Origin of the sequence: Rhodoferax sp., from assembly GCF_039922535.1 — a bacterium.
GTDB lineage: Bacteria > Pseudomonadota > Gammaproteobacteria > Burkholderiales > Burkholderiaceae_C > Rhodoferax_B.
Map to the genome: position 1 here is coordinate 19,253 of NZ_JBDTEM010000084.1, position 13,558 is coordinate 32,810.

The 13,558-nt window shown below is 60.1% G+C and carries 14 protein-coding genes; 9 read left to right on the plus strand and 5 right to left on the minus strand.

Annotated features, from left to right (window positions below):
- Positions 1 to 27 precede the first annotated feature (27 nt).
- Positions 28 to 378, plus strand: a complete 351-nt coding sequence (uraH, locus tag ABI213_RS03645; RefSeq protein WP_348008918.1) for a hydroxyisourate hydrolase — start codon at positions 28 to 30, stop codon at positions 376 to 378.
- A gap of 78 nt (positions 379 to 456) precedes the next feature.
- Here uraH and ABI213_RS03650 read toward each other — a convergent pair whose 3' ends face one another.
- A complete protein-coding gene (locus ABI213_RS03650; protein ID WP_348008945.1) occupies positions 457 to 990 on the minus strand; it encodes a hypothetical protein in 534 nt (177 codons plus the stop codon).
- A gap of 54 nt (positions 991 to 1,044) precedes the next feature.
- Here ABI213_RS03650 and xdhC point away from each other — a divergent pair, with 54 nt between their 5' ends.
- Complete coding sequence (gene xdhC, locus ABI213_RS03655; protein ID WP_348008946.1) at positions 1,045 to 1,848, plus strand: xanthine dehydrogenase accessory protein XdhC; 804 nt, start codon at positions 1,045 to 1,047, stop codon at positions 1,846 to 1,848.
- Positions 1,849 to 2,035: 187 nt separating this feature from the next.
- Positions 2,036 to 3,256 (plus strand): urate hydroxylase PuuD, encoded by a 1,221-nt coding sequence (locus tag ABI213_RS03660; protein ID WP_348008919.1) that lies wholly within the window; start codon positions 2,036 to 2,038, stop codon positions 3,254 to 3,256.
- Between the two features lie 92 nt (positions 3,257 to 3,348).
- Here ABI213_RS03660 and ABI213_RS03665 read toward each other — a convergent pair whose 3' ends face one another.
- A complete protein-coding gene (locus ABI213_RS03665) occupies positions 3,349 to 3,723 on the minus strand; it encodes a nuclear transport factor 2 family protein (protein ID WP_348008920.1) in 375 nt (124 codons plus the stop codon).
- A gap of 297 nt (positions 3,724 to 4,020) precedes the next feature.
- Here ABI213_RS03665 and ABI213_RS03670 point away from each other — a divergent pair, with 297 nt between their 5' ends.
- The 6 genes from ABI213_RS03670 to ABI213_RS03695 all read left to right on the plus strand — a co-directional run bounded on the left by ABI213_RS03670 (position 4,021) and on the right by ABI213_RS03695 (position 10,361).
- Entirely contained in the window at positions 4,021 to 5,097 is a 1,077-nt protein-coding gene (locus ABI213_RS03670) for a porin (RefSeq protein WP_348008921.1), read from the plus strand.
- 242 nt (positions 5,098 to 5,339) lie between these two features.
- Complete coding sequence (gene folE / locus ABI213_RS03675; RefSeq protein ID WP_348026136.1) at positions 5,340 to 6,080, plus strand: GTP cyclohydrolase I; 741 nt, start codon at positions 5,340 to 5,342, stop codon at positions 6,078 to 6,080.
- 4 nt (positions 6,081 to 6,084) lie between these two features.
- A complete protein-coding gene (locus ABI213_RS03680) occupies positions 6,085 to 6,507 on the plus strand; it encodes a BLUF domain-containing protein (RefSeq protein WP_348008923.1) in 423 nt (140 codons plus the stop codon).
- A gap of 116 nt (positions 6,508 to 6,623) precedes the next feature.
- A complete protein-coding gene (locus ABI213_RS03685) occupies positions 6,624 to 7,496 on the plus strand; it encodes a DUF429 domain-containing protein (protein ID WP_348008924.1) in 873 nt (290 codons plus the stop codon).
- 91 nt (positions 7,497 to 7,587) lie between these two features.
- Positions 7,588 to 8,382, plus strand: coding sequence for a transporter substrate-binding domain-containing protein (locus ABI213_RS03690; protein ID WP_348008925.1), 795 nt, complete (start codon positions 7,588 to 7,590; stop codon positions 8,380 to 8,382).
- Positions 8,379 to 10,361: a diguanylate cyclase gene (locus ABI213_RS03695; RefSeq protein WP_348008926.1), complete on the plus strand. Its 1,983-nt coding sequence runs from the start codon at positions 8,379 to 8,381 to the stop codon at positions 10,359 to 10,361. Before ABI213_RS03690 ends, ABI213_RS03695 begins: the two co-directional genes overlap by 4 nt.
- On the opposite strand, the gene ABI213_RS03700 is transcribed toward ABI213_RS03695, so the two are convergent.
- The 3 genes from ABI213_RS03700 to ABI213_RS03710 all read right to left on the minus strand — a co-directional run.
- Positions 10,358 to 11,188 carry a MinD/ParA family protein gene (locus ABI213_RS03700; protein ID WP_348008947.1) on the minus strand — a complete coding sequence of 277 codons (831 nt, stop codon included), beginning with the start codon at positions 11,186 to 11,188 and terminating at the stop codon, positions 10,358 to 10,360. The genes ABI213_RS03695 and ABI213_RS03700 overlap by 4 nt on opposite strands.
- A gap of 6 nt (positions 11,189 to 11,194) precedes the next feature.
- Positions 11,195 to 11,935 carry a GGDEF domain-containing protein gene (locus ABI213_RS03705; protein ID WP_348008948.1) on the minus strand — a complete coding sequence of 247 codons (741 nt, stop codon included), beginning with the start codon at positions 11,933 to 11,935 and terminating at the stop codon, positions 11,195 to 11,197.
- Positions 11,936 to 12,074: 139 nt separating this feature from the next.
- Positions 12,075 to 13,558 (minus strand): SulP family inorganic anion transporter (locus ABI213_RS03710; protein WP_348026138.1); only part of this gene is annotated, 1,484 nt, incomplete at its 5' end.

A 13,558-nucleotide genomic window follows, 5' to 3' on the forward strand; every position in this document is an offset into this window, starting at 1 on the left:
AATGTATTTGATTCAGTGAGGACACGTATGGGATTGAGCACACACGTTTTGGATACCATGCACGGCTGCCCAGCAGCTGGTATGGCCGTAGAACTTTACACAACACAGGGCGACACTAGTAGCTTGCTGAAGCGTTTTGTCACCAATGCGGATGGACGTAGCGAAGGCCTTTTGCTCGACACCGCCAGCCTGCTCGTAGGCACCTACCGACTCACGTTTGACGTGGTGGGGTACTTCAAGGCCCGTGGGGTGGAGCTGCCCGAGCCCAATTTTTTGAACCGGGTGAGCCTGGACTTTGGTATTGCCAACCCCCAGCAGCATTACCACGTGCCGCTCTTGGTCAGCCCCTGGAGCTACTCCACCTACCGCGGCAGCTAAATTTATAAAAAATAAGCCGTTGGCGCATGTTGCACCTGCGCTAGCAGCTATGCTTTTTATAGTATTTGCCGGGCCTGCTTAAAGTTGGCCTTCGGTCAGCGTGTCGAGCTGGAACTGTCCGCTTTTGTCCCACAGCCAGGTGTCGGTGTAGGTGACGTGGCCCAGGCGCGACGGTGGCGGAAATGGCGCGGCGGCGTGCACGGTGCGCTCGATTTCTGCCACCACTTCGGGGGCGTGTTTGGGTGCGCGCATCCAGTGCAGGCCGGTGACCAATCCCTGGCGGTCCACGTGCACTTCCAGCACCCCCACGGCGTACAAATTCGGCTGCAGCTTGCCCTGGTAAATGCGGCTGGCGTTGCGTTCATACAGGTGGCGGGCGGCATCGCGGCGGTAGTCACGCGGCGTGGTGGCGGTGGAGATTTTGGGCGGGGCTACCGGCGTGGGAGTTGGAGCGACCGGCTTAGCGCTGGCGGCCGGCGTGGCGGGGGCTACCGACGCCCCGGTAGGGGGCGAGGGCGAAGCACCGCATCCGGCCAACAGGGTGGCGACGGCGGTAGAGAACCCCGCCAGCGCCCAGCGCAAGGGGTGGCGTGCAGAACGGGTTTGTTTCATCATTTCAATGGGTTCGGTTGATGGACCATGTTGCGTGCCATGCATACTTCACGGGTGACTTCTATCGACGTTTTACTCCAATATTTACAGCATGCGCCCGCGGTCTTGGTGACGGTGCAGTCTACCCAAGGCTCGGTGCCGCGCGGGCCCGGTACCTGGATGGCGGTGCTACCCGACCAGTTGCTGGGCACCATCGGTGGCGGCAACCTGGAATTCCAGGCCATGGCCGAGGCGCGTGCCCGTTTGGCGGGTACCTTGGGTGCCGAAGTCTTGCGTTACCCGCTAGGCCCCAGTTTGGGGCAGTGCTGCGGGGGCGTGGTGCATCTGCGGTTTGAGCTGCTCAGCGTGGCCGATACCGACCGGCTGCGCGCCCACTTGGCCGTGGTGCACCCGCCCGTAGCCTTGTTTGGTGGCGGCCATGTGGGCCATGCGCTGGTGCAGGTGCTGGCACGTTTGCCGTTTGCCCTGACCTGGATCGACAGCCGCGACGGTATTTTTCCCGCCGATGTGCCTGCTTCCGTGCGCTGCGAATACTCTGACCCGGTGCAGCAGGCGGTGCAAGACATGGCGCCCGGCAGCCAGGTGCTCATCATGAGCTTCAGCCACGCCGAAGACCTGGACATCGTGGCCGCCTGCCTGCAGCGCCAGCGCAGCCAGGGCGATCTGCCCTTTATTGGCCTGATTGGCAGCCAGACCAAATGGGCCAGTTTCCACCACCGGCTGGCGGCGCGGGGCTTCAGCGACGTAGAACTGGCCCACGTCACCTGCCCGATTGGCGTACCCGGCATTCCCGGTAAAGAGCCTGAGGTGATTGCTGTTGCGGTTGCGGCACAGTTGTTGCAAAGGCTTACTCCATAAAATGGACCGGTCGCAGCGGTGCAAAGCCAACTCCCCGGGCTTTTGTGCGTGACTTTTTTGTGCCTACAGCGCCCGCAGTGGTGGGCATCGCAATACTGACAGGACTAGACGCAAGTCCCTCTGTGCGCCCAGCGGACCACAAAGAGAGCGCTGCGTCCAGTCCTCACTGTCTAAGGGTGAGTGACACATGGAAAGTTATTACCTCGACTGGGCCAACCTGCTGCTGCGCTGGGTCCACGTCATTACCGCCATCGCCTGGATTGGCTCGTCGTTTTACTTCGTCTTTTTAGACAGCAGTCTGACACCGCCGGTCGATGAGGACCTCAAAAAACAAGGCGTGAGCGGCGAGCTGTGGGCTGTGCACGGCGGCGGCTTTTACCACCCGGTCAAGTTCGCCGGTGCCCCGCCGCAGTTGCCCAAGCACCTGCATTGGTTTTTCTGGGAAAGCTACTCCACCTGGTTAACCGGCTTTTCGCTGTTTACCGTCACCTACCTGTGGAACGCCAGCACCTACCTGGTCGACAAGTCGCTGATGAACTGGTCCAGCGGCGCAGCGGTGAGCGTGGCGCTGGCGTTTTTGGTGGTGTTCTGGATGGCCTACGACGGCATCTGCCAGGTCTTTGGCAAGCGCAAGGGTGGCGATGCCATCGTGGGGGCGCTGGTGGCCGTGCTGGTGTGCGCCGCAGCCTGGCTGGCCTGCCATTGGTTTGCCGGGCGCGCGGCCTTCTTGCTGGTGGGCGCAATGATCGCCACCACCATGAGCGCCAACGTGTTCTTCTGGATCATCCCCGGCCAGCGCACCGTGGTGGCGGCCATCAAGGCCGGCCAGCCGGTCGATCCCATCTACGGCCAGCGCGGCAAGCAGCGCAGCGTGCACAACACCTATTTCACGCTGCCAGTGCTGTTTGCCATGCTCAGCAACCACTACAGCTTTACCTACACCCATCCGCAGAACTGGCTGGTGCTGGTGCTGATGATGCTGGCGGGTGCGGCTATACGGCAGTTTTTTGTGCTGCGCCACGGCTATCTGCTGGGCCGCAACCGGCACCCCATCGGCTATGCGCTGGTGGGCCTGGCAGTGATTGCGGGTGTGATCGTCTGGATGAAACCCCTGCCTGCTCCTACTTCTGTAGCTGCTAGCGCAGGTGCTACCGGCGCAAAGCCGGTTATTTCTTATGAAAAAGTGCAGGCGGTCATTGCCCAACGCTGCTATATGTGCCACGGCCCGCAAGTGCAAATGAAGAGCGTGCGGCTGGATTCGCCCGCCGATTTAAAACTGCATGCGCAAATGGTCTACCAGCAGGCCGTGGTCACCAAAATCATGCCCATGAACAACGCCACCGGCATCACCGATGCCGAGCGCGAACTGATCAAGCAGTGGTTCGAGGGCGGCGCACCTGTGCAGTAAGCGGGGTATGGGGTGCTACTCTTTCAATAGCAGCTGCCGCTTGATTGGTCAGCACCAACGGCCTAAAAAGTCCCTATCAATAGGGGTCAATATCACTCCGCCATCGGCGTGAAGTGCAGATGCATCAGTTGCCAGTCCTGGGCATTTTTGCGCCAGAGTTCACTGAATAACACTCTGCTGTGTTCGGCATCGCCTATCCAGGTGTGGCTCACGCCCGAGACCACGGAAAAGTCGCCATGGTTTTGTAGCGATAGCTGGGCATCCTGCTTGTAGGCGCTATCAGGGAACCACAGATCGGCTTGCACCGCGCGCGAAATGCCATGCAACTGCTCCCATTTGGACTGCACGCCATTGGCGTGCACCACGCTAAATGAGTCGGCCTCGACGGCGGCCATGAAGTCGGTATCGCCGGCAAAAAATGCGGCATACCAGTCTTCGCGTGTGCTGAGTAAATCTAGATTTTTCATAGGGTTTTAGGGGGGATTTGTCTCGGGGGCGTTGCGTTCCACGCCCCTGCCGGTGCAGGGAGTGGCCAGACGCGAAGAATGCTATGGCGCAGGGCGAAGCGTGCGCCGATTATCGCCCGGCCTAGGACCGCTTATCTTTTAAGCAGTTTTTACAGATTGATGTGATGCATGCATCAATCGTAGCAAATGTTGCAATGGATGAATGTGTTAGCGGTGGGCATGATCGCCGCCACCCGCATCCTGGCAGCTTGCGGCGCACGTCCCTAAAACAATCATCCCCCTGGAGACTGAGACTTTATGCAGCACCATCCCACCCTTCGCCCGCTGGTCGCACTGTCGCTACTGGCCTGCGCCTGCGCCGCCCAGGCCCAAAGCAGCGTGACCCTTTACGGAGTCATGGATGCCAGCCTGCGCTACACCAGCGGCCTGGATGCCGCCAACGCGGCTTCGGCCAGCACTGCGACAGCCGTCAGCAGTGGTGTCAACACCACCAGCCGCTTTGGCTTCCGCGGCTCCGAGGACCTGGGTAGCGGCCTGCGCGCCGTCGTCAACCTGGAGTCGGGTTTGAATATCGACACCGGGGCGAGCGTGAGTACCACCAAGTTATTTGACCGGGCCGCATATGTCGGGCTGCAGACCAACGCCGCCACCCTGACCTTGGGCCGACAAACCAGCCTACTGGCCGATGTGGTCGGACAGGTCGATCCGCTGAGCAGCCGCTTTGCCAGCTTTAACCCGAATGTCAGCATTGCCGGTTTGAGCGCACACCGCCTGGGCATCGAGTACGGCCCGTCGGGCTCCGCGTCCGGCTCATACCGGCTGGACAATTCCGCCAAAGCGGTAGGGCGGGTAGGGGACTTCAGCCTGCGGGCCATGCATGCGTTCGGTGAGCAAGCTGGGAGCAACGCCAAGTTGTCTGCGTCTGGTCTGGGTACGGGCTACCAGTCGGGCGACTACAGCGCTGCCCTGGGCTATATGCAGTTCAAAAGCGCCGCCGATTTGCAATTGAAGGCCTACCTGGGCGGTATCAGTGCCAAGCTGGGCAGCGGCAAGCTGTCATTGACGTATGGCAGCAGCCAAGCGGACACCAGTACCACGGCGAAAACCCGCAACAAGACTCTGGGCCTGGGCGGCAGCCTGCCTTTGGGCGAGAGTCTAGATCTGGTCCTTGCCCATTACCGGGTAAGCCGTTCCCGCACCACCCTGGCCGACGACGGCTTCCACCGCAGCATGGCCTTCCTGGAATACAAGCTGTCTAAACGCAGCCGTGTTTACGCGGAGCTGGACCGCACGCATTGGAAAACAGGCTACCAAGCTACGACTGCAAAGCGCAATGCCACAGGAATCTCTGGCGGTTTGGTGCATACCTTCTAAGCTTGGCGCTGCGACCGGCTCTCCTACCCATTTATAGAAAAACAGGTGACGGCGCTTGCCTTCATTGCCACGATGGCTGAAAAAAAGAGAACGAGTAGCTAGAACCGTGAACGGCTGCTAAGTGTTCAAACCGATAAGAGCCGCGGACACCGGTGTACCGCACGGTCGGCAGCAGGGGCTTAGAAAAGGGTATTTACCGGCTGTGCCAGCAGCCAATTTGCCCGCCCTGCTACCATTCTTGTATGTTAATGAAAACACCCGATGCTATAAATCTCCCTGAGCTGGTTGATGCCCGTGACGGCGAAGGCACACCCGTGTCTGTCAAGATCCGTGAGCGGCTGCAGGCCGCCCGCAAACGTTTCAACGCCAACGACAACATTTCCGAGTTCATCCAACCTGGCGAGCTGGAGCTGCTGCTCGACGAAGTGACCGACAAAATGCAAGGCGTGCTCAGCAGCATGGTGATCGACACCGACCGCGACCACAACACCAACAACACCGCCCGCCGCGTCGCCAAGATGTACCTCAAAGAGGTATTCCAGGGGCGCTATGTTTCGGCACCCAACATCACCGAATTCCCCAATGCCGAGCATCTGAACGAGCTGATGATCGTCGGACCCATCACCGTGCGCAGCGCCTGCTCACACCATCTGTGCCCGGTGATTGGCAAAATCTGGATCGGCGTTTTGCCGAACGAGCACACCAATGTGATTGGTTTGTCGAAGTACGCGCGGCTGGCCGAATGGATCATGGGCCACCCGCAGATCCAGGAAGAAGCCGTGGTGCAGTTGGCCGACCTGATCCAGGAAAAAACCCAACCCGACGGCCTGGCCATCGTCATGGAAGCCAGCCACTATTGCATGGGCTGGCGTGGCGTGAAAGATATGGACAGCAAGATGATCAACTCGGTGATGCGCGGTGCTTTCTTGAAAGACCCGAACCTGCGCCGCGAATTTTTGGCCCTCATTCCTAGAAAAGGCTAGTCCCATGCTTGTACGTTTGCTCTACGCCAGCCGCGCGCTGGACACCAGTGCCGGTGCCATCGAAGCCATCTTGGCCCAGTCGCGCCAGTACAACCCGGCTTGCGGCATCACCGGCATCTTGTGCTATGGCGGCGGCATCTTTTTGCAGGCCATCGAAGGCGGGCGCATGCCGGTCAACGAGCTGTATGGTCACATCCAGCGCGACCCACGACACAAAGACGTGGCCTTGCTGCACTTCGAGGAAATCTCTGAGCGCCGGTTTGGCGGTTGGACCATGGGACAGGTCAACATCCTCAAGCTCAACCAGTCGATTTTGCTGAAGTACGCCGAAAAGCCCGAACTGGACCCGTACGCGGTGTCGGGCAAGGTGTCGCTGGCTTTGCTGGAAGAGTTGATGGCCACCGCCTCTATCGTTGGGCGCGTGTAGCCAGCCCTGTTGCCCTTTCAACCCGCAAGCCTTGAACGGCTTGCGGGTTTTTGCCTTTTTGAATGTCCCTTTTTGCCCTGTGTTTGGTGCTGGTGGCGCTAGCCCTGAGGTGAACCATGTTTTTTTCTGAACTTCTGGGTTGCGATTTCTCCAGTAGCCCCAACGCCCGCAAAAACATCGTGCTGGCCTGGGGCCATGTCGCCGAAGGACGCGTGGTCTTGCAGCGGCTGGAACGCCTGCCTTCCCTCGCTGCATTTGCCGCCGCCCTGGTCCAGCCACGGCCTTGGGTGGGCGGTTTCGATCTGCCGTTTGGCCTGCCGCGCGAACTGGTGGAAAGCTTGGGTTGGCCGCTGGAGTGGAGCGCTTGTATCCGCCACTTTGCCGGCCTGGAGCGGGCGCACATCCGCAAGCTGTTTGCCGCGTTTTGCGATGCCCGTCCGGTGGGGAGTAAGTTTGCCCACCGCGCTTGCGATGCCTTGGCGGGCTCTAGTCCGTCCATGAAATGGGTGAATCCGCCCGTGGCCTACATGCTGCATGCGGGCGTGCCTTTGCTGTTGGCGGCTGGGGTAGATTTCCCTGGTGTGTACCCCGGCGATCCGCAACGGGTAGCCCTGGAGGCCTATCCCGGTCTACTGGCGCGCGAGGTGCTTGACGGCTGGACTCCCATGGCCCGAGGCATCGGTCGGCGCAGTTACAAAAGCGACGACAAGGCCAAGCAAAGCCCGCAACAGCTGGCTGCAAGGTCTGATTTGGTCTACGCGTTGGAGGTGGGGCAGGGCGCACATGGGCCGTTGCGCTTGGGCATGCGTTTGCAATTGACAACCCTTCAACGCACCGAATTGGTGGCCGATGCCAGCGGTGATGCCCTGGACGCGGTGCTATGCCTGTTACAGGCTGCTTGGGCTGCACACCAACATGCGGCGGGAACGCAGCGCTATGGATTGCCGACCCATTTTGACCCGCTGGAAGGCTGGATCGTCACTGTGTGATGTCACTTGTTTGATACGGGCTGGGGTCGCTGTATAGTTGTTAACGAATACTTACTGATTATTTTGGTGCTTTAAATATTGCGTACAATTTATGTATTCTTTTGTCTGCAAATGTGGATGGTTTTTGTTGGTGCTGCTGTTCAGCCAAGCCGTCTGGGCGGAAGATGGGCGGCCAGATTGCGGCAGGCCATTCACGTTGGGTCTGCATGTGCATGGTCTGCTGTACTCTGCTGATTTGGATGCGGGTATTGATAAGGACTTTGCCGACACCTTGAGCCAGCGCAGTGGTTGCAGCATCCAGACCAGCGTATTGCCACGCGCTCGCATTTGGCAGTTGATCGAGTCGGGTGCGCTGGACTTCAGTCTGTCGGGTATCGCCACCGAAGAGCGCAATACCTACGCCGACTTTGCCTGGTATTTTTCCAACAAATACTACCTGTTGGTGAATAAAAGCACCCATGTCCAAAAGCTGTCTGACTTTGAGGGCCAGCCTGCGATGAAGCTGGGTGCCATCCGCAGCTTTCGTTACAGCACCAATGCCAACCGCATGGTCGACAAGCTGGCCCAGGCTGGCCGGGTGAGCTATGCCTCAGGTCTGGATCCGCTGTACCAGGTGCTGATTTTGGGACGCATCCAGGGCATGGTGATCGAGCCTTTCGATATTGGCGATGTAGAGGCCAAACGTATCAAGGACACGACCCAGATCATCGAGTTCAACGACCCCCCAGTACCCCACGGGCTCATCATTTCCAAGAAATCCATCTCCCCGGCCGAAATCACCAAGTGGGTCGCCTTGGTGCAGTCCATGCGTAACGACGGCACGGTGCTACGGATCTTCGAAAAGTATTTTCCGCCCGCGCTGGCCCGCGAAATGGTGGTGTTTTGAAACTGAAGCGCCCCGATAACTGGCTCCATCACCTGAGTGGTGCGCTGCTGGTGCTGGTGTTGTCGCTAGCGACCACTTGGTGGTTGTGGCAGTTTGAAACCCACAACGCAGAGATCGACCAGCGTGCGCGCATGGATGCCAGCGTGCAGGCCTTTGCGAGCCGGGTGGAGCAGCGCATGCGTGCCCAGGAGCAGGTGCTGCGGGGCGTGCAGGGTCTGTTTTCTGCCGGCGCGCCAGTGGGGCGCGAGGCTTTTGCCCGCTATGTCGATGCCTTGCAATTGGGTGCCGACATGGCCGGGCTGATGGGCTTGGGCTGGGCTCCTCTTATCAATGATGTGCAGATGCCGGCGCTTGAGGCCACGATGCGTGCGCAAGGCTATTTGAATTTTGTAACCACTCCCCAAGGCAGCCGTCCGCAGTACGCCCCCCTGGTGCAGCTAGAGCCTTCTGTAGAGTCGGACAAACGCATGTTGGGCCAAGACTTGATGGTCAATGCGGACTACCGCGCCGCGTTGGACCGTTCCCGCGATTCCGGCACCAGCGCCATCACCGCCAAACTCACGCGTGCCTTAGAAAGCGGGGCCGATGCCCAGGTTGGATTTGTCATGTTTCTGCCGGTCTACCATTTGGGTGCCCCTATCGCTACGATAGAAGAACGGCGGGCCAATCTACTGGGTTGGGTGGTTGCACCGTGCCGCATGGAGGCGTGGATGGCGGGCTTGCCCGGCCTGTACACAGCGGCTGCGGTTGGGGTGCGGATTTTTGACGGCATTGAGCTTAGCAACCAGTCGCTGCTATTCGATGCGGCACCCACGTCCTTACCCAAGCTGCAGGCTTCGGCAGATAGCCTGGAGTACATGCAGGTGGCGGGCCGCACCTGGACCCTGGCCATGGCGGAGCAAGCCGACTCGCCCGATTCTCCGGCACATAACAAGGCGCAGATGATCGCCCGCAACGGGGTGTTTTTGAGTGCGGTGCTGGCGCTGTTGGCCTGGGTGTTGCTGAGTGACCGCGCGCGTACCGTCATCATGGCCACCCAGATGACTGCTGAGCTGCGCGAAACCAAAGAACACTTTGAGCTCATCTTTGACAGTAGCCCTGACGGTATGGTGATCACCCAGCAAGCCGACGGTGTGGTGGTGGATATCAACAAGGGCTTTACGGCCATGACCGGCTACGAGCGCGGCGATGTGGTCAGCATCTCGATAGGCGTTTTGCCGATCTGGAAGTCTGCCGACGACCGCCGCCGTTACCGCAAAGAGCTGGCCGAACACCAGTTTTGTGAAAATCTGGAAGTGGCGTTGGTTACCAAGACCGGCAACACCATCGTCGGAATTTTGTCGGCGCAGCCCGCCACCTTCAAAGGCGTGGCGTGTTTTGTGGGGGTCGTGCGTGACATCACGGGCCGCAAAGCCATTGAAGACCGTATGGCCCATATGGCACAGCATGACACCCTGACCGGCCTGCCGAACCGTGCGCTGTTTGATGACCGGCTCAAACAAGCCATTGTCCAGGCTAACCGCAACCGCGGGCGGCTAGCCCTACTTTATGTGGATTTGGACCATTTCAAACCGGTAAACGACACCCTGGGCCATGCAGTGGGCGACGTACTACTCAAGGCTGTAGCCCAGCGCATGCACGACAGCGTGCGCGCTTCGGACACCGTGGCTCGTATAGGGGGTGACGAGTTTGTGGTGCTGCTTCCCATAGTCCACGATGACAGTGATGCCCTGGCAGTTGCCGAGAAAATTCGCCATGTGCTGAACCAGAGCTTTGAAGTGGTGGCGGGCAAGATGGTGCACATTTCGTCTAGCACCGGGGTCGCCATTTACCCCGACCACGGCAAGGACGAAATTGAGCTGTCTAAAAATGCCGATATGGCGATGTACCGCTCCAAACAGCAAGGCCGTAACCAGGTATTGCTGTTTGCACCCTTATTGCCTTTAGCGCCCGTGGATCCTGCCGCTGCAGCTATCTAATTGCGTGTTTCAGCGGGGGAGATGACGGTTTCGTCCAGCTTGCGGGCCAGCTCTGATACGGCAAGCGCGGCCGGGCAGCCGGGGGTGTTCACCATCAGCAACTGGCGACGCATTACGGCTTCGCGTACCGAGGTGTCGGCTGGGATGTCGCCCACATGGATCAGGCGGATCGAGCGGCCGGTGCCGTTGGTCACAAAGCGGTCTAGCACCTGCTGCAACTGGGTGGTGATAGCGCGGCCATCGCCGGGGCGCGCAGTTTGGTTGATCACCATGCGCACGTGCTGGCGCTTTTGCTGGGTGGCCAGCACCTTGATGGCCGCATAGGCATCGGTCAGCGAGGTGGGTTCGGGCGTCGCCACCACCAGCACCTCAGAAGCTAATGACACCGAGAACAGCACTACATCCGAAATGCCTGCGCCGGTATCCAGCAGCAGCACGTCAAAACGCGGAATCAGGGTGTGCACCACCTGCAAAAACTCGTCACGCACCTCTGGGGTGAGGCGTGAATACTCGACCATGCCCGAGCCCGCCAATAGCACCGAGAAGCCACCGGGGGCTTTGACAATCGCCTCGTCCAGTGTGGCTTTGCCGGTAAACACGTCGTGCAGAGTGACCTTGGGGTGCAGGTTCAGGACCACGTCCAAGTTGGCCAGACCGAGGTCGGCATCCAGCACCAGCACGCGGTGGCCGCGTTTGGCCAGGGCGGCTGCCAAATTGGCAGAGACAAAGGTTTTGCCTACGCCGCCTTTGCCACTGGTGATAGCCAAAACCTTGGCACCGCCAGTGATGGAAGAGATGGAGGAAGGGGAATTCAGAATGTTGCTCATCACGGCTTACCTTTGTCCAGTGCTGCCATTTGCGGCACCAGACGACATATCAATCCAAGCCGGTTCCGCGGCAGACAAATGGCCAAACAACAAATTTTTCTCTTCGGCGCTGACATGGCTTTCAGGTTGGGGCTCCAGACACAGGCGGTTGCGCCCGGTGCTCTTGGCCAGGTAGAGCTGTTGATCGGCCCGCTCGGTCCAGAGCTCGGTGGTGGAGCGAATCCACTGCAATGCAAATGCGCCGCCGATGCTGATGGTGACCTGCAACTCCACTCCGGGTCCCAGCGGGATCCGGGTATTTTCAATGTTGCGGCGGATCCGCTCCGCCACTATATGGCCATAAGATGGCTGGCACGATGGCAGCACCACCACAAACTCTTCGCCGCCGTAACGCGCCAAGGTATCCATAGGGCGCACACAGGCTTGCAGCGCCTTGGCCACCACGCGCAAGACCTGGTCGCCCGCCGGGTGGCCGTGGGTGTCATTGACTTTTTTAAAGTGGTCTATGTCGATCAGTAGCAGCAACGCCGCCTCGCCTGAGCGGGCCACCCGGTCTACCTCGGCCTCCAGCACCGTGTTGAAGTGGCGGCGGTTGGACAGGCCGGTAAGCGGGTCCCTGAGCGACAAATCGCACAGACCATCGATCATTGCCTGCAAATAGGCAGCGGGTAAAGGTGTGTCCGCCGGGGGCATGTCTTGCTGTAGCAGCGCACAAGCCGACTCCAGCCGCAAATCGCGTAGTTCCATGGACGAGTAGGTTACCGATGAAGACACGTATATGCGCCAAAAGTTACAGAAAGTTTAACAGTAAGTCGCCGCTGACTAAGCTGCAATATGGCGTGCTCTACTGGGCCTATCGGCAGCTTTACTGGCAATGTACATCGGTTCAGATTACAAAATCATCTTGTCCGTGCTGCAGCGCCAGCAATGCGTCGTGGTCGGTGCGGTGCAGATGCACTTCTTTGGCTGGCAACTCTCCGGCTCGGCGCAGCACGTTTTCGACCGGCAGCTTCATGCCACTAAGGTGCAGGGCGATGTGGCGTTGCGCCAGAGCATGGCGCAGTTTGCCAAAAGTTTCCACCCCTGTGGCATCGATGCGGTTGATTGGCTGTGCAAACAGACAGACTTGGCGCATGCCTGGGTAGAGCGCCAAGTGCTCCATCACCGCGCGCTCCAGGCTGCTGGCCGAGGCAAAGTCCAGCTCGGCATCCATCCGCAGCGCGTACAGGTGCGGTGCCAGCGGTGGCAGGTTCCATAGATGCCGGTCGCGCAGACTGCCGTCGGGGTGCAGTCCGATTTCGATGATGCGCGGGTGCAGCCGGTGGTACAAAAAGTGGGACAAGGCCATCAATAGGCCTGCCAGCACGCCCCAGTACAGCCGCGGCGCGGTGGCCAGGGTTAGCACAAAGGTGGTGGCGCAGGTCAGCGCCTCTACCGGGGCGGCACGCCAGATGCGGCGCAGCTCGGCCGGTTGCACCAGGCTGGACACAGCGGCCACTACCACTGCCGCCAGTACCGACTGCGGTACGTGGTACAGCGCCGGGGTCAGCCATAGCAGCACCAGCAAAACCAGCAGCACCGAGAAAATCGTCGCCCAGCCGGTTTTGGCTCCGGCGTACAGGTTGATGGCCGAGCGCGAGAACGACGAACTGGTGGGAAAAGCCCCGCACAAACCCGATGCCACCTTGGCCATGCCCTGGCCGATCAGGTCTTGGTTTTCGTTCCAGCGGGTGCCACCGCGCTGGTTGTCCACCTTGGCACTCGACGCGGTTTCCAAAAAGCTGATCAGCGTCAGCACCAGCACCGGCAGGGCCAAGTCACCCAGTTGCGCCAGAGAAATCAGGCCGGGCAGATGCAGCGCAGGCAGACCGGCTGGCAGGGCTCCTACCACTGCGCCGCCACCCGCCGCAAAGCCCAACCCGGCACTCAACAGCGCACTGGCCACCACCAGCACCATCAGCACCGGAAATTTGGGCCACCAGCGCTTGCCCAGCACCAGCACCAATAGCGCGCCCAGCCCGAATGCAGTGGCCTGCCGGTCGATCTGTGGCTGGTGCAGCAGGCCGACCAGCGGACCTTTAAGCCCGACCAGTGTGGGTAATTGCGACAGCACAATCAGCACCACCGCCGCCTGGGTAAAGCCGGTCAACACCGGCGCGCTGACCAGGTTCAGCAGCCAGCCAAAGCGCCCCAGCCCCAGCACGATCTGCAGCAGGCCCGACAGCAGGGCCAGCCATACCGCCAGGGTGACCCATTGCGCGCTGCCGGGTTCTGCCATGCCCAGCATCGCTGTGCCTACCAGCAGGGCGCTCAGGGCGGTAGGCCCCACCGAGAGGCGAGTGGATGAGCTCCATAGCACTGCCACCAGCG

Excerpts from the sequence above, each read along its gene's own strand:
- ABI213_RS03665 (WP_348008920.1), bottom strand. The coding sequence starts at position 3,723 with ATGAAAAATCTAGATTTACTCAGCACACGCGAAGACTGGTATGCCGCA.
- folE (WP_348026136.1), top strand. The coding sequence starts at position 5,340 with ATGTTAATGAAAACACCCGATGCTATAAATCTCCCTGAGCTGGTTGAT.
- uraH (WP_348008918.1), top strand. The coding sequence starts at position 28 with ATGGGATTGAGCACACACGTTTTGGATACCATGCACGGCTGCCCAGCA.
- ABI213_RS03650 (WP_348008945.1), bottom strand. The coding sequence starts at position 990 with ATGAAACAAACCCGTTCTGCACGCCACCCCTTGCGCTGGGCGCTGGCG.
- ABI213_RS03660 (WP_348008919.1), top strand. The coding sequence starts at position 2,036 with ATGGAAAGTTATTACCTCGACTGGGCCAACCTGCTGCTGCGCTGGGTC.
- ABI213_RS03680 (WP_348008923.1), top strand. The coding sequence starts at position 6,085 with ATGCTTGTACGTTTGCTCTACGCCAGCCGCGCGCTGGACACCAGTGCC.
- ABI213_RS03705 (WP_348008948.1), bottom strand. The coding sequence starts at position 11,935 with ATGGAACTACGCGATTTGCGGCTGGAGTCGGCTTGTGCGCTGCTACAG.
- ABI213_RS03670 (WP_348008921.1), top strand. The coding sequence starts at position 4,021 with ATGCAGCACCATCCCACCCTTCGCCCGCTGGTCGCACTGTCGCTACTG.
- ABI213_RS03700 (WP_348008947.1), bottom strand. The coding sequence starts at position 11,188 with ATGAGCAACATTCTGAATTCCCCTTCCTCCATCTCTTCCATCACTGGC.
- ABI213_RS03685 (WP_348008924.1), top strand. The coding sequence starts at position 6,624 with ATGTTTTTTTCTGAACTTCTGGGTTGCGATTTCTCCAGTAGCCCCAAC.
- ABI213_RS03690 (WP_348008925.1), top strand. The coding sequence starts at position 7,588 with ATGTATTCTTTTGTCTGCAAATGTGGATGGTTTTTGTTGGTGCTGCTG.